The 19,943-nt window shown below is 50.7% G+C and carries 17 protein-coding genes; 8 read left to right on the plus strand and 9 right to left on the minus strand.

The features are described from left to right. Nucleotides 1-24 precede the first annotated feature (24 nt). The 4 genes from fucU to fucP form a co-directional block, all read right to left on the minus strand. Complete coding sequence (gene fucU, locus HGD79_RS20640) at nucleotides 25-447, minus strand: L-fucose mutarotase (protein ID WP_000920840.1); 423 nt, start codon at nucleotides 445-447, stop codon at nucleotides 25-27. Between the two features lies 1 nt (nucleotide 448). Continuing rightward, nucleotides 449-1,867, minus strand: a complete 1,419-nt coding sequence (gene fucK, locus HGD79_RS20645; protein WP_000808376.1) for an L-fuculokinase — start codon at nucleotides 1,865-1,867, stop codon at nucleotides 449-451. A 108-nt stretch (nucleotides 1,868-1,975) separates the two neighbouring features. Beyond that, nucleotides 1,976-3,751 carry an L-fucose isomerase gene (gene fucI / locus HGD79_RS20650; protein ID WP_000724150.1) on the minus strand — a complete coding sequence of 592 codons (1,776 nt, stop codon included), beginning with the start codon at nucleotides 3,749-3,751 and terminating at the stop codon, nucleotides 1,976-1,978. Between the two features lie 32 nt (nucleotides 3,752-3,783). Then, nucleotides 3,784-5,100 (minus strand): L-fucose:H+ symporter permease, encoded by a 1,317-nt coding sequence (gene fucP / locus HGD79_RS20655; RefSeq protein ID WP_000528603.1) that lies wholly within the window; start codon nucleotides 5,098-5,100, stop codon nucleotides 3,784-3,786. Nucleotides 5,101-5,646: 546 nt separating this feature from the next. On the opposite strand from fucP, the gene fucA reads away from it, so the two are divergent. Continuing rightward, nucleotides 5,647-6,294, plus strand: coding sequence for an L-fuculose-phosphate aldolase (gene fucA / locus HGD79_RS20660; protein WP_000440782.1), 648 nt, complete (start codon nucleotides 5,647-5,649; stop codon nucleotides 6,292-6,294). 27 nt (nucleotides 6,295-6,321) lie between these two features. Continuing rightward, nucleotides 6,322-7,470: a lactaldehyde reductase gene (gene fucO / locus HGD79_RS20665; RefSeq protein ID WP_000013588.1), complete on the plus strand. Its 1,149-nt coding sequence runs from the start codon at nucleotides 6,322-6,324 to the stop codon at nucleotides 7,468-7,470. A gap of 54 nt (nucleotides 7,471-7,524) precedes the next feature. On the opposite strand, the gene xni is transcribed toward fucO, so the two are convergent. The 5 genes from xni to queF form a co-directional block, all read right to left on the minus strand. Continuing rightward, a complete protein-coding gene (gene xni / locus HGD79_RS20670; RefSeq protein ID WP_000268232.1) occupies nucleotides 7,525-8,280 on the minus strand; it encodes a flap endonuclease Xni in 756 nt (251 codons plus the stop codon). Between the two features lie 111 nt (nucleotides 8,281-8,391). Next, nucleotides 8,392-9,759, minus strand: a complete 1,368-nt coding sequence (gene sdaB, locus HGD79_RS20675) for an L-serine ammonia-lyase II (protein WP_000626410.1) — start codon at nucleotides 9,757-9,759, stop codon at nucleotides 8,392-8,394. Nucleotides 9,760-9,816: 57 nt separating this feature from the next. Continuing rightward, nucleotides 9,817-11,106, minus strand: a complete 1,290-nt coding sequence (gene sdaC / locus HGD79_RS20680) for an HAAAP family serine/threonine permease SdaC (RefSeq protein ID WP_000450476.1) — start codon at nucleotides 11,104-11,106, stop codon at nucleotides 9,817-9,819. A gap of 556 nt (nucleotides 11,107-11,662) precedes the next feature. Next, complete coding sequence (gene ppnN / locus HGD79_RS20685) at nucleotides 11,663-13,027, minus strand: nucleotide 5'-monophosphate nucleosidase PpnN (protein WP_000627995.1); 1,365 nt, start codon at nucleotides 13,025-13,027, stop codon at nucleotides 11,663-11,665. Between the two features lie 111 nt (nucleotides 13,028-13,138). Beyond that, nucleotides 13,139-13,987 (minus strand): NADPH-dependent 7-cyano-7-deazaguanine reductase QueF, encoded by an 849-nt coding sequence (queF, locus tag HGD79_RS20690; protein ID WP_000100430.1) that lies wholly within the window; start codon nucleotides 13,985-13,987, stop codon nucleotides 13,139-13,141. 67 nt (nucleotides 13,988-14,054) lie between these two features. Here queF and syd point away from each other — a divergent pair, with 67 nt between their 5' ends. The 6 genes from syd to HGD79_RS20720 all read left to right on the plus strand — a co-directional run bounded on the left by syd (nucleotide 14,055) and on the right by HGD79_RS20720 (nucleotide 19,929). Then, the gene (gene syd / locus HGD79_RS20695; protein ID WP_000342431.1) at nucleotides 14,055-14,600 is read left to right on the plus strand and encodes a SecY-interacting protein; all 546 of its coding nucleotides are present in this window, start codon (nucleotides 14,055-14,057) and stop codon (nucleotides 14,598-14,600) included. Nucleotides 14,601-15,221: 621 nt separating this feature from the next. Then, nucleotides 15,222-15,551 (plus strand): YqcC family protein, encoded by a 330-nt coding sequence (locus HGD79_RS20700; protein WP_000206990.1) that lies wholly within the window; start codon nucleotides 15,222-15,224, stop codon nucleotides 15,549-15,551. After that, nucleotides 15,551-16,333 (plus strand): tRNA pseudouridine(65) synthase TruC, encoded by a 783-nt coding sequence (gene truC / locus HGD79_RS20705; RefSeq protein ID WP_000890008.1) that lies wholly within the window; start codon nucleotides 15,551-15,553, stop codon nucleotides 16,331-16,333. The genes HGD79_RS20700 and truC overlap by 1 nt, the downstream gene beginning before the upstream one ends. A 17-nt stretch (nucleotides 16,334-16,350) precedes the next feature. Continuing rightward, nucleotides 16,351-16,800, plus strand: a complete 450-nt coding sequence (locus tag HGD79_RS20710) for a flavodoxin (RefSeq protein ID WP_000807753.1) — start codon at nucleotides 16,351-16,353, stop codon at nucleotides 16,798-16,800. Between the two features lie 434 nt (nucleotides 16,801-17,234). After that, the gene (gene gudP, locus HGD79_RS20715) at nucleotides 17,235-18,587 is read left to right on the plus strand and encodes a galactarate/glucarate/glycerate transporter GudP (protein WP_000097082.1); all 1,353 of its coding nucleotides are present in this window, start codon (nucleotides 17,235-17,237) and stop codon (nucleotides 18,585-18,587) included. A 1-nt stretch (nucleotide 18,588) separates the two neighbouring features. After that, nucleotides 18,589-19,929, plus strand: a complete 1,341-nt coding sequence (locus HGD79_RS20720) for an enolase C-terminal domain-like protein (protein ID WP_000211758.1) — start codon at nucleotides 18,589-18,591, stop codon at nucleotides 19,927-19,929. The last annotated feature ends 14 nt before the right edge of the window (nucleotides 19,930-19,943 follow it).

Raw genomic sequence — 19,943 nt, forward strand, 5'->3', positions numbered from 1 at the left:
TCATGCGGGCGTACCGGTATGAGATTACGGTGTTACCCCTTTTTTTAAAAGAATATTCCCGTACTTCGCTCGTTCGCCTGTGATAACGATCGCAAAGGCTTTTTGCGCCCGTTCATAAAACGCAAAACGATTGATGCGGATGATGTCAGGACACGGGGCTTGTAGTGAAAGCGCATTACGGTAACGTCGTTCTACTTCAGGATCGAGAGTGTCACCTTCTACCGCTGCCATCATCACCAGCGGCGGGGCATAACTGTCCAGCTCAAATAACGGGATAATCGCCTGGAGCAAGTCGCTCACCAACAGGCCATCAGCGCGGATCACCTGCGGTCCCATCGAATGGGCGGGAAAGTGAGCATCGGAAAAAATAATTTCATCTCCATGTCCCATCTCTGCCAGCACTTTCAATAGTTCGGGAGAAATTAACGGCGAAATTGTTTTCAGCATTTCACACTTCCTCTATAAATTCAGGTTCAGTTTGCGGGTAGAAATAACGGTACTGATAATGAATCTGTGCACGGGCTTCTTCCGGGCTGTTGAATTCCCCTACGCCATACCAACCGAACAGCGCAGCTCCTGCGACGGTCGTTTCGGCATCGTCGAGAACTTTTACCGGAATATCAAGCATATTGGCTTTAATCTGATTCCACAATGTGTTGCGACTTCCTCCACCGACTAACAATAATTCAGAGGCCTTAAAGTGCCCGATTTTTTCCAGCATCTGTAGATTGCGCTGTAATTGCGCAGTTAACCCTTCCAGCGCCGCGCGATAGAAATGCCCCCGCGTGGTATTAAGCGTCACTCCTTGCCAGCCAGCGTTCTGACACGACAATAAATCACACTGCATTTTCACGCCATCCGCGCCAGGCGCGATCAGACGAGCCTCTTCAATCAACATTTGCCAGGGTGTTTCAGCCGTCCAGAACAGTTTTCTCACCCATTCCAGCACGCCGGATGCCAGCCATTGCATACCTGGGTTATACAGCCCTGCCTGGCTATCCAGTTCGCAGGTGGAACCGGCGTACTGACTTAACAGCGAAGTATCAACCTGGGCGCTACGGACCATTAAAATTTCCCATGTACCGGAAGAGAGCACGGGTTCATTTTGGTCGGCACCAGCGCCAAAAAGGGCGAACTGGGTATCGTGACCTGCGGAAATCACCGGTATGCCAACGGGTAAGCCGAGCATTGCTGCGGCGCTGTTCTGTAGCGTACCAATCTGTTCACCCGCTTCCACCAGACGAGGGAAGAGTCGGCGTGGAATACCGGTGGCTTGTAAAATTTGCGGACTGAAATCGCGTTGCTGGATATCCAGCATCTGGCTGGTTCCGGCCATCGTGATATCAGTAGTGAATTCGCCGGTTAAACGGTGGTTAATCAGCGACGAAATAAAGAGCCAGGCGTGCGCGCGTTCCAGCAGTTGTGGATGATTTTCTTTCAACCACACCAACTTATATAACGTATTGAAACTAAAGGCTCCGACGCCAGAAATAGCCTGCAACCGCTGTGCGGAGATCAACTGTTCAATATTGTCCATAACCGCTGCTGTTCGCGGACATTTCCAGCTAATGATCGGATAGAGCAGATTGCCTTGCTTATCTACCAGAGCGCCATCCACACCAAAGGTGGTGACGGCGATACCGCGGATGTGGCATTCAGTCAGTTCACTATTGATTTGCCGACAGCAATCAGCAAAGCGTTGCAAAATGGCGTCTAAAGACCACTGGTGCCAGGTGTTGTTTTCCATCGCGATATCGCTGGCATTAGGCGTTGAGGCGCGGGCAACAATTTTTCCCTGCCGATTAACCGCGATGGCCCTGACATTGGTCGCGCCACAGTCGAGTACCAGGATAACTTCTTGTTTCATAATCGCTCCTGCAATATAGCCGGATAACATTGCTTATCCGGCTAACCACTCTTGCTTGTTCAGGCCCGGTAGCCGGAGCGACCGGGCATCACATCAGGGAGTAATGTATTAACGCTTGTACAACGGGCCGTAGTTCTGGCAAGCGCGGTAATCCTGGCCTTCAATATCCATGCCGTGCGCAGCCCAGGCAGAAGGACGATACACTTTGGTCTCTTCAACGTTGTGCATACATACCGGGATACGCAGCATGGAGGCGAGAGTGATAAAGTCAGCGCCAACGTGGCCGATGGTCAGAACCCCATGGTTAGCGCCCCAGTTCGCCATTACCGAGTACACATCCGTAAACGGCCCTTTACCGGTGAGGCGCGGTGCAAACCAGGTGGTTGGCCAGGTTGAGTTGGTGCGTTTGTTGAGGATGTCATGCACATCCTTCGGCAATTCCACGCTCCAGCCTTCCGCGATTTGCAGTACCGGTCCCAGGCCTTTGATGATGTTGACACGAGTCATGGTGAACGGGACGCCGCCTTCGGTAAGGAAGCGGGAAGAGTAACCGCCGCCACGGAAGTATTCGTGGATCGCCGGGCACCATTCGGTAGCGGCGAGGCAAGCGTCAGCCTCTTTCTGAGAGATTTCCCAGTGCGGCTTCATCGTCGGGTTACCTTCGCTGTCGCGTTGTTTACAGGAACCGTCCAGCGCAGCAGAACCGGAGTTGATCAAATGGATGATGCCGTGTTCTGCCAGTCCATCGAGTTTATGCCCCGTTACACGCTCAATTGCTTCTGGTGACCAGTAGGTACGCACATCGGCAAATACCTGAGCGGTGCCGGTGAGCTGGTGACCCATTAGCATTGCCACGCCGTTAAGACTGTCGTTTTCGGTCGCCACGACAAAGGGTTCGCGCACGCCATTCCAGTCAAATGAACTGTTAAGGATCGCTTCGGCGGTGTCACCATTGGGATATTGATCGGTCCAGTGACGTTGCCCCTGGAAGCCCGCAGCGATGGCGTTGTAGCCAAGTGATTCTTCCACGCGACCAATATCGGCCAGTTTGCTGTTGCCTTGCATCATGTCGCGGATACACATCGCCATCAGTAAACTTTCGCGCAGAACTGCGCGGCTTTGCTCGGCATTGCGTTGATACTGTTTGTTATTTTCATCTTCGCCATAGCGGAAGTTTTTATCAGCCCAGGCCAGTGCCATTTCCAGTTCGGCTTCGTCGTAAATCTTCTGATCGATACGGCGACGCAGTTCGGTCATATCCACCGCCTGGACTTTCATTCCCAGCCAGGATTCAAAGAAGTTGTGATCAACAATGGAACCGGCGATACCCATCGAAACGCCGCCCAGCGACAGATAGCTTTTACCTTTCATGCTGGCGACGGCCAAACCGGCGCGGGCAAAGCGCAGCAGTTTTTCTTCAACATCGGCAGGAATCGATGTGTCATCGGCATCCTGAACGTCATGACCGTAAATGGAGAATGCCGGGATGCCTTTCTGGCTGTGAGCTGCCAGAGCCGCTGCCAGGTAAACAGCGCCGGGACGTTCAGTGCCGTTAAAGCCCCAAATGGCTTTCGGGCGGGTTGGATCCATGTCGATGGTTTCACTGCCATAGCACCAGCAAGGCGTTACCGTAATGGTGAGGCCTACATTCTGACTGCTGAATTTTTCTTCGCAAGCAGCGGCTTCAGCCATACCCGCGATACAGGTATCGGAAATGACACACTCGACGGCAGCTCCGCAGGCATGGCGCAGTTTCTCGGTCAGCAGTGCGGCCGTAGCTTTCGCCATATTCATTGTTTGTTCTTCAAGCGACTCACGAACACCCATGCGACGACCGTCAATAACCGGGCGGATACCAATTTTCGGTAAGCTGATTTTTTTCATTACAGATTCCTCACTTTATTCGGAAAATATGTTCAGTTAGTTGCCGTTTGAGAGCGGAAACGGGCAAAGATAAAGATGACCGCGAAGCAGAGTGCGGGGATCAGTTCAGCAGTGGGGATGTTGCCCGCCGCGTCACTGACAAAACCCATGACCGGAGTGACAATACCGCCGCCAATGATGGTCATAACGATGAAGGACGAACCGTATTTAGTGTCCTGGCCGAGATTCTTAATGCCCAGCGAGAAGATTGTTGGGTACTGAATCGACATAAAGGCGCTGCATAAAGTCAGGGCTATTAAGCCCACATGACCGCCAGCGAAGGCTGAGATCAGGCACAGTGCCATAGCGATTAATGCGTAGGCGGCCAGGACTTTGTGTGGTGCGAAGCGACTGATGAGCCAGGTACCGGTGAAACGACCAATAAAGAAGCACACCATGGTTCCGGTTAAATAGTTAGCGGCAAAGCCTGCAGTCATACCTGGAATTTCTTCTACAGCGTAGCGAATCAAATAGCTCCAGCAGGCCGTTTGTGCGCCAACGTAGCAGAATTGCGCTAATACTGCCCAGCGCCAGTGGCGAATACGCGCCAGGCGAGAAAGCGATGCGGAGAACGATCCTTGTTTGGCGTCACTGTGATTATCACTCTGCAATGCCGGGAATTTCGTCAGCATGATCAGCAGGGCGACCAGTAACACGATAGCCACGATGATCATATAAGGTGTCTGTACCGATAATACTAGGCTGTGTTTATACGCACTCAATTGCTCTGGAGACATTTTATCGAGAACGTCTTGCGATTGATGTGGCACGTTAGACAAAATAAGACTTTGCCCAAAGACAACCGCGATAATTGCGCCAAACGAGTTAAATGTTTGCGCAAGATTTAAGCGGAAGTGACCACTGCTTTCCGGCCCTAATACCGTAACAAAAGGGTTTGCGGCAGTTTCCAGACAACCTAATCCGGCTGCAATAATAAATAGGCCAACTAAAAATAAGGTGTAGTTCATTATTTCTGCAGCGGGCCAGAATAATGCAGCGCCCAAGGCATATAAAAATAATCCGGTAATAATCCCTGCTTTATAACTGAGTTTTTTCATCAATATCCCAGCAGGGATTGGGATAATGAAATAACCAAAGTAAAAGGCCGATTGGATCAGGCCAGCCTGGAAATTTGTCAGCGTAAAAGCCTGCTGGAATTGAGGTAATAAAATGTCGTTAAGGTTATTGGCTACCGCCCAAAGAAAAAACAGTGAGCACAGCAGCGCGAATGGAATAATGTAACTTCTGCTTTGCCCTGCATCTTTATCTACCGCACGGTAACTCTGCGTTTGTATTGATGTGTTTCCCATAGCATCCTCTTAGGTTCAGAAGCTTAAGCACGTAATCGGTTATGTTTTCAAAAGTGCAAAACCAGCGAGTTCGGGCTTCATATCAGTGAATATTTGCCTGTCTGAAATGAACTCATGGATTCATTTTCAAATAAAAAACGCTCTGTAATATGACGGCGGTCACACTTATTAGCTGGAAGGTGACTTTATGTGACTACCATCACTTTAATAATCGAAATTTCATGCCCGTTTCAGAAAATAAATCATAAAAAACACAAACCAGATGACCGTATTAATTGTTTATGCCGAAAACGGGCATTCCTGGCTTGAGTGAATAGAAAAATGACCGTTTTGATAAATATTTTTAAGAGCGGTCATTTTTAATGGGGTTATAAAAAGAGAACTTGCAGTTATTTACTGTGATTAGTTGAACCAGGTCACAAAATATAAGCTTGTGAATTTCTTTCTGGTTAATCAGGAAGAAGATGGTGGGTAATTAAACGGCTAATTCAATAGTGTGAAAGGAACAACATTATTGCCCTGTTTTGAATCAGAGAGAGGTAGCTAATGGAACGAAATAAACTTGCTCGTCAGATTATTGACACTTGCCTGGAAATGACCCGCCTGGGACTGAACCAGGGGACAGCGGGGAACGTCAGTGTACGTTATCAGGATGGGATGCTGATTACGCCTACAGGCATTCCATATGAAAAACTGACGGAGTCGCATATTGTCTTTATTGATGGCAACGGTAAACATGAGGAAGGAAAGCTCCCCTCAAGCGAATGGCGTTTCCATATGGCGGCCTATCAAAGCAGACCGGATGCCAACGCGGTTGTTCACAATCATGCCGTTCATTGCACGGCAGTTTCCATTCTTAACCGATCGATCCCCGCTATTCACTACATGATTGCGGCGGCTGGCGGTAATTCTATTCCTTGCGCGCCTTATGCGACCTTTGGAACACGTGAACTTTCTGAACATGTTGCGCAGGCTCTCAAAAATCGTAAGGCAACTTTGTTACAACATCATGGGCTTATCGCTTGTGAGGTGAATCTGGAAAAAGCGTTATGGCTGGCGCATGAAGTTGAAGTGCTGGCGCAACTTTACCTGACGACCCTGGCGATTACGGACCCGGTGCCAGTGCTGAGCGATGAAGAGATTGCCGTAGTGCTGGAGAAATTCAAAACCTATGGGTTACGGATTGAAGAGTAATTTCGTAAAGCAACAAGGAGAAGGATGATGGCTAACAGAATGATTCTGAACGAAACGGCATGGTTTGGTCGGGGTGCTGTTGGGGCTTTAACCGATGAGGTGAAACGCCGTGGTTATCAGAAGGCGCTGATCGTCACCGATAAAACGCTGGTGCAATGCGGCGTGGTGGCGAAAGTGACCGATAAGATGGATGCTGCAGGGCTGGCATGGGCGATTTACGACGGCGTAGTGCCCAACCCAACAATTACTGTCGTCAAAGAAGGGCTCGGTGTATTCCAGAATAGCGGCGCGGATTACCTGATCGCTATTGGTGGTGGTTCTCCACAGGATACTTGTAAAGCGATTGGCATTATCAGCAACAACCCGGAGTTTGCCGATGTGCGTAGCCTGGAAGGGCTTTCCCCGACCAATAAACCCAGTGTACCGATTCTGGCAATTCCTACCACAGCAGGTACTGCGGCAGAAGTGACCATTAACTACGTGATCACTGACGAAGAGAAACGGCGCAAGTTTGTTTGCGTTGATCCGCATGATATCCCGCAGGTGGCGTTTATTGACGCTGACATGATGGATGGTATGCCTCCAGCGCTGAAAGCTGCGACGGGTGTCGATGCGCTCACTCATGCTATTGAGGGGTATATTACCCGTGGCGCGTGGGCGCTAACCGATGCACTGCACATTAAAGCGATTGAAATCATTGCTGGGGCGCTGCGAGGATCGGTTGCTGGTGATAAGGATGCCGGAGAAGAAATGGCGCTCGGGCAGTATGTTGCGGGTATGGGCTTCTCGAATGTTGGGTTAGGGTTGGTGCATGGTATGGCGCATCCACTGGGCGCGTTTTACAACACTCCACACGGTGTTGCGAACGCCATCCTGTTACCGCATGTCATGCGCTATAACGCTGACTTTACCGGTGAGAAGTACCGCGATATCGCGCGCGTTATGGGCGTGAAAGTGGAAGGTATGAGCCTGGAAGAGGCGCGTAATGCCGCTGTTGAAGCGGTGTTTGCTCTCAACCGTGATGTCGGTATTCCGCCACATTTGCGTGATGTTGGTGTACGCAAGGAAGACATTCCGGCACTGGCGCAGGCGGCACTGGATGATGTTTGTACCGGTGGCAACCCGCGTGAAGCAACGCTTGAGGATATTGTAGAGCTTTACCATACCGCCTGGTAAATGCGCTGATGTGATAATGCCGGATACGACGTTTGCGGCGTATCCGGCTCGCCGTTACCGTACCAACCGCAATTGCTGTAAATTGCCGTCGATATGCAAATCGGTTTGTAAGCGGGCAATATCGCGGCACAGAAACGCCATCTCTTTATGGGTTTCTAATTTTTTGCGCCACTTTTCGGCAACCGCATCCAGATTCTCATATATTCCTTCCAGACTCTGAAACTCGACCAGCAGCTGCGTGGCGCTTTTTGGTCCGATTCCCGCAACACCCGGTACCTTTGAACTGCTGATCCCCGCAAGTCCCCAGTAATCGGGCAACTGCTGCGGTTGAACGCCAAATTCTTTATCGATAAATGGCGCATCCAGCCAACGTTTCTGGAAGTAATCACGAATACGTAATGTCGGTGAAAGTAACTGACAGTAGCCTTTATCTGTCGAAACAATCGTTGCCTGATGCCCGGCCTGTGTCACTTTGACCGCCAGCGTGGCGGCTAAGTCATCGGCTTCGTTGCCGCTGGTTGACCAGCACGGGACGCCGCGTTGCTCAAAGGCGGCGCGTAATGCAGGCATCTCGTCGTGCAACTCTTCCGGCATTGGCGGTCGACCCGCTTTGTAATCTGGTAAACGCTGATGACGCCAGCCGCTACTGCGGTTTTCATCATCAAAAACGGCGACCGCGTGGGTTGGCTGGCTGTGCATAATGAGCTGATCGAGCGCATGCTGGCAGGTTTCGACACAGGGCGATCCCTGAACGGCATGAATGCGACGAATAAGATTCAGTGCATCGACAATAAGCAAATGAACAGCCACGATAACCCCCTTAAAGATCAGGCGATAAGGGTAACATTCGATGCCGGAACAGGCTACGGCTGGATGAGAAATCGGGAAGAGGCCTCGCAAAACGAGGCCTCTGGAGAGCGATTAATCGCAGGCAACGATCTTCATTGCCAGGCCGCCGCGAGAGGTTTCGCGGTACTTGGCGTTCATATCTTTACCTGTTTCGTACATGGTTTCGATAACTTTATCGAGGCAGACGCGGGGCTCGCTGGTACGGCGTAGCGCCATACGTGCGGCGTTCACCGCTTTTACTGCCGCAATGGCGTTACGCTCGATGCATGGCACCTGGACCTGTCCGGCGACCGGGTCACACGTCAGACCGAGGTTGTGCTCCATGGCGATTTCCGCCGCGATGCACACCTGCGCCGGGCTTGCACCTAACAGTTCTGCCAGACCAGCCGCCGCCATTGAGCACGCCACACCAACTTCACCCTGGCAGCCGACTTCAGCACCAGAAATTGACGCGTTCATCTTATAAAGAGAACCAATGGCACTGGCTACCAGCAGGTAACGAGCCAGTGAGTTAGCGTTCACTTCGCGGATAAACTTGTCGTAGTACGCCAGCACTGCCGGGATAATCCCGCACGCACCGTTAGTCGGCGCAGTCACCACGCGTCCGCCAGCAGCGTTCTCTTCGTTCACTGCCAATGCAAACATGTTGATCCAGTCAACAACCGCCATCGGGTCAGTGGTGGTTTTATCCTGGCTGACCAGCATCCGGCGTAGTGCCGCAGCACGGCGTGGAACGCGCAGTTTGCCAGGCAACACGCCTTCGGTGGAAATACCGCGCTCAATACCGCCACGCATGACTTCCCATACGTTCGCCAGGTGCTGTTCCAGCTCTTCTTTGCTGTGCAGCGCCAGCTCATTTTTCATCATCAGGCCAGAGAGTGACAGCCCGGTTTCCTGACAATGTTTTTGCAGATCGGCTGCTGAACTGTACGGATAAGGAACTTCAACCGGTGCGCTATTCTGCTGGCCAAAATGCTCTTCATCAACGATAAAGCCACCGCCAATAGAGTAGTAAGTCTGGCTGTAAACGACTTTATCGCCCGCCAGCGCGGTAATGCGCATACCGTTTTCATGCAGAGAAAGGTTGTCTGCATGGAAGTTCATGCACTGATCAACCGGGAACTCCACTTCATGCTGACCGTTTGCCAGCATCAGGCGACCATGAGTATTCACATCCTGAATAAAACCAGGGATGGAATCGATATCCACGGTATCCGGCAGGTTACCCGCCAGGCCCATAATAATGGCGATATCAGTGTGGTGGCCTTTACCGGTCAGAGAGAGCGAGCCGTACACGTCAACCACCACGCGGGTCACGTCTTTAAGCAGATTACGGGCAATCAGATCGTCGGTAAATTGTTTACCCGCTTTCATTGGTCCAACGGTATGAGAACTGGAAGGGCCAATGCCGATTTTGAAAATATCGAATACGCTAATCATAGGAAATACATCGCGTTAAAACGGAGGAAGCGCCGCCCGAAAGCGGCGCGAAAGGACTTAGCTGAACAGAGAGTAGAAGATTGCGGAGATTGCAATCAGACCCATCACGACAACGAATACGTTGCTGATGTGACCGCTGTACTTACGCATTGCCGGTACTTTCTGAATTGCGTACATCGGCATCAGGAACAGGATCATCGCGATGATTGGGCCGCCCAGGGTTTCAATCATACCCAGGATGCTCGGGTTCAGGGTGGCAACAATCCAGGTCGTTACCAGCATGAACAGCGCAGTGATACGGTTCAGCTTGTTGATTTCGATAGACTTACCTTTACCACGCAGAGATTTAATCACCATACCGTTGAAGCCTTCACGTGCGCCCAGGTAGTGGCCGAGGAAGGATTTGGTGATAGCGATAATCGCGATAATCGGAGCCATCCACGCGATAACCGGTGCGTTAAAGTGGTTAGCCAGGTAAGACAGAATCGAGATGTTCTGCTCTTTAGCCGCAGCCAGGTCTGCCGGAGTCAGGCTCAGTACGCAGCTGAAGACGAAGAACATTACGGTCAGCACCATCATGATGTGTGCGAATGCCAGGATCTTCGAGCATTTCTGTTCTGCCATATCGCCGTACTCTTCACGCTTCGCAACGGCGAAAGAAGAGATGATCGGAGAGTGGTTGAACGAGAACACCATTACCGGAATTGCCAGCCACAGGGTCATCCACAGACCGTTTCCGGTTGCAGATGCAGTGTCCAGAGACAGCGTTTCCAGTGCTGCGCCGTTCCACTGCGGGATGAGGTACAGAGCCAGCAGCATCAGTACGCCAACAAACGGGAATACCAGAATACTCATCGCTTTAACGATCATCTGCTCACCGAAGCGAACGATGGTCATCATACCCACGATCAGGATCAGCGACAGAATCGCACGCGGCGGTGGCGTCATACCCAGCTGGTGAGACATGAAGCTTTCAACGGTATTGGTGATTGCCACGCTATAAACCAGCAGGATCGGGTAGATAGCGAAGAAGTAGAGCAGGGTAATCAGTTTACCTGCGCCAATACCAAAGTGTTCTTCTACAACCTCGGTGATGTCTTCGCCCGGGTTTTTACCAGACAGTACGAAGCGAGTCAGGCCGCGGTGTGCAAAAAATGTCATCGGGAACGCAAGGATAGCCATGATGATCAGCGGGATCATACCGCCAACACCGGCGTTGATTGGCAGGAACAGCACGCCCGCGCCGATTGCCGTGCCGTAAAGGCCCAGCATCCACATGGTGTCTGTCTTGCGCCAGGCACTACGAGAGTCTTTCGACGCAATCGTGCTGGTTTGAGTCGTTTCCATCTATTTCTCCTGGAGGAATGCAAATAATTCAGCTTTTAGCCAGTTCAGCCCGGGAAGGTGCCTGACCGTAAAAATGAAATCTGTCTATCGGCGATGGCTTAATCATTTACCGCCGTAATAATTTGAGGGCGGAAAGATACACACAAGTTATGTATCTATCAGTGATCTTGATCTCAAATACAATAATCTACTTGGAAGATAGATTATCCCAACGCTTTACTCTGTAAATCAAAAGTAAAAGAGAATTTAAGGGCAATATTTGCCCATTAAACGACATCTGACTTCTTCCGGGGCGCGCAATATATGTAGGTTGAACTGAAAAAATCAATACTTTTAGTTAATCATGGCGATAATTTCTTTTTCATAGCGATAAAATACGGTTTATGAAAATAGGGAAACGTTTGCGTTGCAACATAAATTGTATGACATATTAACTGTGATGATATTTGTCGCGTGAGGGTGGTAAGAAACATTCATATAACAAATGAAATGAGTTGATGAGTAAGTGACCAAAAACGAGAAAACCCGGCAACAAACGTCACCGGGGGAGGGGAGATTACGTGCAGATTTCGTAGCAAGGGATGTAGGCTGAGCCTGGCAACTTCATACGATGCTGGGCAACAAAACCCTGTAGCAGGTCGTCCATACGACGCATAATCTCTTTATCGCCGTTGATTTTGTAAGGACCAAACTCTTCAATGGCGCGAATACCGACTTCTTTTACGTTACCCGCCACAATACCGGAGAACGCACGGCGCAGGTCGGCAGCTAGCACTTCAACGGGTTGATCCGGGTAAAGCTTCAGATTAGCCATATTCTCGTGAGACGGCTCAAACGGCATTTGCAAATCTGGCGCAATGCGCATTGACCAGTTAAAGCTGTAGGCATCGCCTGTGTCGCGGCGATTTTCTTTCACCAGCGGCATCGATTTTTTCATCTGACGAGCGACTTCAGCGGCGTCATCAATGATGATGCGGTAATGGCGGCGCGCGTTTTCACCCAGCGTATGCACGACAAACTCGTCCAGTACGCGGAAGTAGTCGGCGCTCTCTTTCGGGCCGGTGAGGATCAATGGTAAAACCTGATCTTTGTTGGCCGGGTTCATTAAAATTCCCAGCAAATACAGCAACTCTTCTGCCGTACCCACACCGCCAGGGAAGATAATGATACCGTGAGCGATACGGACAAACGCTTCCAGACGTTTTTCGATATCTGGCATGATGATCAATTCGTTGACCAGCGGGTTAGGCGGTTCAGCGGCGATAATCGACGGCTCTGTCATACCAATAAAACGACTGTCTTTGTAACGCTGCTGCGCGTGTCCGACCGCAGCACCTTTCATCGGCGCTTCCATCGCTCCCGGACCACAGCCGGTGCAGATATTCAGCTCACGCAGGCCCAGCTGGTTTCCGACGCGACGGGCATACAAATACTCGTTTTCGTTAATTGAGTGACCGCCCCAGCAGACCACCATATTTGGCGCTTCACCCACATGCAGCGCGCGAGCGTTACGCAAGATGGAAAAGACCAGGTTAGTGATGTGGACGGAGTTGTCGAGATTCAGGTTGGGAAAACGAACGGTGTTATGGATTTGCCCGTAAACGAAGAGAATGTCACGCAGGACCGCGAACAAGTTGGCCTGCAAAGCGCGAATAATTCGCCCATCGACAAAAGCCTCTTCCGGGGGATTAATCAGTTCCAGCTTTACGCCGCGTTCACGGCGCAGGACGTTAATATCGAAATTTTCAAAACGAGACAGCAATTCTTTGCTGTTATCGGTCAAACTACCGGAGTTCAGTACGGCAAGTGAACAGTTGCGAAACAGTTGATAGAGGTCGCTGCTGGCGGTGCGTTTAAGCATATCCACTTCCAGCTGCGACAACATATCCATGGAGCCAAGCGGGCTAATATGTGTAATCAAGAAAAACTCCTTATGGGACGAATATCGTCATTCCCTTTGATTACAATAGCCCTGCCTGATGACCTTTCACAACCTTCTGCGTGAATCCAGCACGCAAAATTGAGAAAAAATTTATTGCCGAACCAGTCTTGTGGTCGATGGGACAAAATCGCTATTACTGCGCCACGGGTTAATGTCCAGACCGCCACGACGGGTATAACGTGCGTAAACGCTTAATTTCTCTGGCTGGCAGAAGCGTAACAGGTCATTAAAGATGCGTTCCACGCACTGTTCGTGGAACTCGTTGTGATGACGGAATGAGACCAGGTAACGCAGCAGTTTTTCTCTGTCAATTTGGCGTCCACGATACTGAATTTGGATCGAACCCCAATCTGGTTGATGGGTGATCAGGCAGTTTGATTTCAGCAGGTGGCTGACAAGCGTCTCTTCCACTACTTTTTCACCGCTGGTGGCATTCTCCAGATAGTCAGTAGTGAATTCATAGTTATCGATAGTGATATCCTGGTCATCAATGCAGGTGCCATTGAAATGACCTATCGGCTGGCCTTCCAGTTCATCAAGACGATATAACGCCACGCTAACCTTACCCTGGGCGCAAGTGCTTAAGTCGCGCTCCAGCGTCTGGCGCACCTCATCCCAGTTATTAAAACGCGTCTGGTTAAAACTGTTGAGATAGAGCTTAAAACTCTTCGACTCAATCAGATTTACGCTGGTGTAATCAAGTTCAACATGACCGACAGCGACCTGCGGCAAACCTTTCGCATTCAGCCAGGAAAGTTCATACAGCGTCCAGATATCCGTACCGTGAAAAGGCAGGTTATCCGCTTTCAGACCCAGCGGGTCGCGATTCAGGCTGCGTGGAACGCCTTGCAGTAGGCTGGCGTCATAGGTATCCCGGTAATCGGTTGATTTTCCAAGAGTCAGGCCCGCAAGTGCCTGATGGTTTGCATAAGAAGACATGTTTCACCGTCATAAACCAGATAAACTAAACGACAAGTGTATCTGGTTTAAGTGAAGAGAGAAATTAGTGGACGATTTGACCGCACAAGCCCTGAAAGATTTTACTGCACGCTACTGCGATGCGTGGCATGAAGAGCATAAAAGCTGGCCGTTAAGTGAGGAACTGTACGGTGTTCCTTCACCGTGCATTATTTCAACTACCGAAGATGCCGTATACTGGCAACCCCAGCCGTTTACCGGGGAACAAAATGTAAACGCGGTTGAACGCGCTTTTGATATTGTGATACAACCCACAATTCATACCTTTTATACGACTCAGTTTGCCGGGGATATGCACGCGCAGTTTGGCGATATCAAACTGACATTGCTGCAAACCTGGAGTGAAGACGACTTCCGTCGGGTGCAGGAAAATCTGATTGGTCATCTGGTGACTCAGAAAAGGCTAAAACTGCCGCCCACGCTATTTATCGCGACGCTGGAAGAAGAGTTAGAGGTCATCTCGGTGTGTAATCTCTCCGGTGAAGTGTGCAAAGAGACGCTGGGAACACGTAAACGGACGCATTTAGCCTCAAATCTTGCGGAATTCCTTAATCAACTTAAGCCTCTTCTGTAATCCAAATACCCCATCTGGTTGTGAGAGATCTCTTACAGACTCTGTAGGAGATCGCCAGGAAATAAGCGAATACTTAAAAAGATAAGAATCGTTATTTTCATTTAAAATCAAAATGTTGATTGTTAATTCTTAACTTTCATATGAAATTTTCCTTAAGGCATTGTCTGTAAGCGCCTTGTAAGACTTCGCGAAAAAGACGATTCTATCTTCGTCGACAGGGAGTCAGACAACGAAGTGAACATCAGGATGATGACACTTCTGCAGGACACACCAGGATGGTGTTTCAGGGAAAGGCTTCTGGATGAAGCGAAGAGGATGACGCAGGACGCGTTAAAGGACACCTCCAGGATGGAGAATGAGAACCGGTCAGGATGATTCGGTGGGTCAGGAAGGCCAGGGACACTTCAGGATGAAGTATCACATCGGGGTGGTGTGAGCAGGAAGCAATAGTTCAGGATGAACGATTGGCCGCAAGGCCAGAGGAAAAGTTGTCAAGGATGAGCAGGGAGCAACAAAAGTAGCTGGAATGCTGCGAAACGAACCGGGAGCGCTGTGAATACAGTGCTCCCTTTTTTTATTCCTGCTATCCTTCGCGGCAGTTTTTCTTATTGAGGTTGCTTTATGACCACTCATGACCGCGTTCGTCTCCAGTTGCAGGCGCTTGAAGCGTTACTGCGTGAACATCAGCACTGGCGAAACGATGAACCCCAGCCGCATCAATTTAATAGTACCCAACCGTTCTTTATGGACACCATGGAACCACTGGAGTGGTTGCAGTGGGTGCTGATCCCGCGAATGCACGATTTGTTAGATAACAAACAGCCGTTACCGGGCGCTTTTGCCGTTGCACCCTATTATGAAATGGCGCTGGCGACGGACCATCCGCAACGCGCGCTTATTCTGGCTGAGCTGGAAAAACTGGATGCTCTTTTTGCGGATGATGCGAGCTAATGCTGGAAATACTCTATCAGGATGAATGGCTGGTTGCGGTAAATAAACCCTCCGGCTGGCTGGTTCACCGCAGCTGGCTGGATCGCGACGAGAAAGTAGTGGTCATGCAAACCGTGCGTGATCAGATTGGCCAGCACGTTTTTACCGCTCATCGTCTGGACCGACCCACTTCTGGTGTGTTGTTGATGGGATTATCCAGCGAGGCCGGACGGCTGCTGGCACAACAGTTTGAACAGCACCAAATCCAGAAACGTTACCATGCGATTGTGCGCGGCTGGTTGATGGAAGAAGCAGTTCTGGATTATCCACTGGTGGAAGAACTGGACAAAATCGCTGATAAATTTGCCCGCGAAGATAAAGGCTCGCAGCCAGCAGTGACGCATTATCGCGGTCTGGCGACCGTAGAAATGCCGGTAGCGACCGGACGTTACCCGACCACGCGCTACGGCCTGGTGGAACTGGAGCCGAAAACCGGACGCAAACATCAGCTTCGCCGACATCTTGCCCATTTGCGTCATCCGATTATTGGCGATAGCAAACATGGCGATTTACGCCAGAATCGCAGCGGTGCTGAGCATTTTGGCCTCCAGCGGTTAATGCTACATGCCAGTCAGTTGTCATTGACGCATCCTTTTACTGGCGAGCCGCTGACTATTCACGCGGGCCTGGACGACACCTGGATGCAGGCGTTATCACAATTTGGCTGGCGCGGTCTGCTTCCTGAAAATGAAAGGGTTGAGTTCAGTGCGCCATCGGGTCAGGATGGAGAGATAAGTTCCTAATCCAGGGAGAAAACGGTATGGCGGAAATTGGTATTTTTGTCGGCACCATGTACGGAAATTCGCTGTTAGTGGCGGAAGAAGCAGAAGCAATTCTGACCGCACAGGGCCACAAAGCAACGGTATTTGAAGATCCTGAATTAAGCGACTGGCTGCCCTATCAGGATAAGTATGTTCTGGTGGTTACGTCCACGACCGGGCAGGGCGACCTTCCTGATAGCATTGTGCCGCTCTTTCAGGGAATCAAAGATAGTCTGGGCTTCCAGCCGAATCTGCGTTATGGCGTGATTGCGCTCGGTGACAGCAGTTATGTAAATTTCTGCAATGGCGGCAAACAGTTCGATGCCTTGTTGCAGGAACAGAGCGCTCAGCGGGTTGGCGAAATGCTGTTGATTGACGCCAGTGAGAACCCGGAACCGGAAACGGAATCAAATCCGTGGGTCGAACAGTGGGGCACGCTGTTGTCCTGATATGTTCAGCGAGCGGTAAATGTCGTTTTAGCGGTGCTGAATCGAATATTTTCAGGCAAATGCCAGTAAAAACTGCTTCATAGCGCGGATTTTTACTGGCGTTTGCCTGGAGTCAAGCGATCCATTTCATACTCTTCTTTATTTCTTCGTTTTAACCCTTCCTTTCTTGTTCTTGTTTTCATTTCCGTGAAGTGGATTCCACCGTCCAGGGCTAATGCCAAAATCGGGCCTCATTGAACGCATTAATGTTGTGTTGTTGCACGGTGAGCCGCTATGGCGCGCTTTTTATACTGCTATTGCCAGATATAAACACGCGCCGTATTCGGCGAACGACCTATAAAAACGGCAAAAAACACCCTACGTCACCTCTGATTTCCTGGCTATGTCGCAGTCCAGAGTGAGCGTGGCTAACGCGAATTTTCAGGAGTGCAACAATGAGTTCTTTAAGTCAGGCTGCGAGCAGTGTGGAAAAACGCACGAATGCTCGTTACTGGATAGTGGTGATGTTGTTTATCGTCACATCCTTCAACTACGGCGACCGCGCTACGCTTTCTATTGCCGGTTCGGAAATGGCCAAAGATATCGGCCTTGATCCCGTGGGAATGGGCTATGTGTTCTCTGCCTTCTCATGGGCTTATGTTATCGGGCAGATCCCTGGTGGTTGGTTGCTGGATCGTTTTGGTTCAAAACGCGTCTACTTCTGGTCGATCTTTATCTGGTCGATGTTTACCTTGCTGCAAGGCTTCGTCGATATCTTTAGTGGATTCGGCATTATCGTTGCCCTGTTTACTCTGCGCTTCCTGGTCGGGCTTGCTGAAGCGCCATCTTTCCCCGGCAACAGTCGCATTGTTGCGGCCTGGTTTCCGGCGCAGGAAAGGGGAACGGCGGTGTCGATTTTTAACTCCGCTCAATACTTCGCAACGGTGATCTTCGCGCCGATTATGGGCTGGCTGACGCATGAAGTGGGCTGGTCACACGTCTTCTTCTTTATGGGCGGTCTGGGGATTGTCATCAGCTTTATCTGGTTGAAAGTCATCCACGAGCCAAATCAACATCCGGGGGTAAATCAGAAAGAGCTGGAGTACATCGCCGCGGGTGGCGCGCTGATCAATATGGATCAGCAAAACACCAAAGTTAAAGTGCCGTTCAGCGTGAAGTGGGGGCAGATCAAACAACTGCTCGGGTCACGGATGATGATCGGCGTTTATATCGGTCAGTACTGTATCAACGCCCTGACTTACTTTTTCATTACCTGGTTTCCGGTTTATCTGGTGCAGGCGCGTGGGATGTCGATTCTGAAAGCGGGCTTTGTGGCTTCCGTTCCGGCGGTTTGCGGTTTTATCGGCGGTGTGCTGGGTGGGATTATTTCCGACTGGCTGATGCGCCGCACGGGATCGCTGAACATTGCGCGTAAAACACCGATCGTAATGGGCATGTTGCTGTCGATGGTGATGGTGTTCTGCAACTACGTCAACGTTGAGTGGATGATCATCGGCTTTATGGCGCTGGCCTTCTTCGGTAAGGGCATCGGGGCGCTGGGTTGGGCAGTAATGGCAGATACCGCGCCAAAAGAGATCAGCGGTCTTTCCGGTGGCCTGTTCAACATGTTCGGTAACATTTCTGGCATCGTCACGCCAATCGCAATTGGTTATATCGTTGGCACGACTGGCTCCTTTAATGGGGCGCTGATTTATGTTGGTGTTCATGCCTTAATCGCGGTACTGAGCTACCTGGTGCTGGTGGGCGATATCAAGCGTATCGAGCTGAAACCTGTCGCGGGGCAATAAGATGACGACACAATCCAGTCCTGTTATTACTGATATGAAAGTCATTCCGGTCGCCGGGCACGATAGCATGTTGCTTAATATTGGTGGGGCACATAACGCATATTTCACCCGCAATATTGTGGTACTCACCGATAACGCCGGGCATACCGGCATTGGTGAAGCGCCGGGCGGAGAGGTGATTTATCAAACACTGGTCGATGCTATTCCGATGGTTCTGGGCCAGGAAGTTGCGCGCCTGAATAAAGTGGTTCAGCAGGTGCATAAAGGTAATCAGGCAGCCGATTTTGATACCTTCGGCAAAGGTGCCTGGACTTTTGAATTGCGCGTTAATGCCGTGGCGGCGCTGGAAGCCGCCTTGCTTGACCTGCTAGGTAAGGCGCTGAATGTTCCGGTCTGCGAACTGTTGGGGCCAGGCAAGCAACGCGAGACTATTACCGTCCTCGGTTATCTGTTTTATATCGGTGATCGGACCAAAACCGATCTTCCTTATCTGGAAAATACGCCGGGCAACCATGAGTGGTATCAGTTGCGCCATCAGAAAGCGATGAACAGCGAAGCCGTTGTGCGTCTGGCGGAAGCCTCACAGGATCGCTATGGCTTTAAAGATTTCAAACTTAAGGGCGGGGTGTTACCTGGCGAGCAAGAAATCGACACTGTTCGTGCATTGAAGAAACGCTTCCCTGATGCGCGGATTACCGTTGATCCCAACGGTGCCTGGCTACTTGATGAAGCCATTTCTCTATGCAAAGGGCTGAATGATGTTCTTACCTATGCCGAAGATCCATGCGGCGCAGAACAGGGTTTCTCCGGTCGTGAAGTTATGGCGGAGTTTCGGCGGGCGACCGGCTTGCCCGTCGCGACTAACATGATCGCCACCAACTGGCGCGAAATGGGTCATGCGGTGATGCTCAATGCGGTAGATATTCCACTTGCCGATCCGCACTTCTGGACGCTTTCCGGTGCAGTCCGTGTGGCGCAGCTTTGCGACGACTGGGGGCTGACCTGGGGCTGCCATTCTAATAACCATTTCGATATCTCTCTGGCGATGTTTACCCATGTGGGCGCGGCGGCACCGGGTAATCCTACCGCTATCGATACCCACTGGATTTGGCAGGAGGGCGATTGTCGCCTGACCAAAAATCCGCTGGAGATTAAAAACGGAAAAATTGCCGTTCCTGATGCGCCCGGTCTGGGCGTGGAACTGGACTGGGAACAGGTACAAAAGGCACATGAGGCCTATAAACGTCTGCCTGTCGGTGCGCGTAACGACGCAGGTCCGATGCAGTACCTGATCCCCGGCTGGACCTTTGACCGTAAACGTCCCGTTTTCGGCCGTCATTGATTCTGAAAAAGGAC

Origin of the sequence: Escherichia sp. SCLE84, from assembly GCF_012584495.1 — a bacterium.
GTDB lineage: Bacteria > Pseudomonadota > Gammaproteobacteria > Enterobacterales > Enterobacteriaceae > ECMA0423.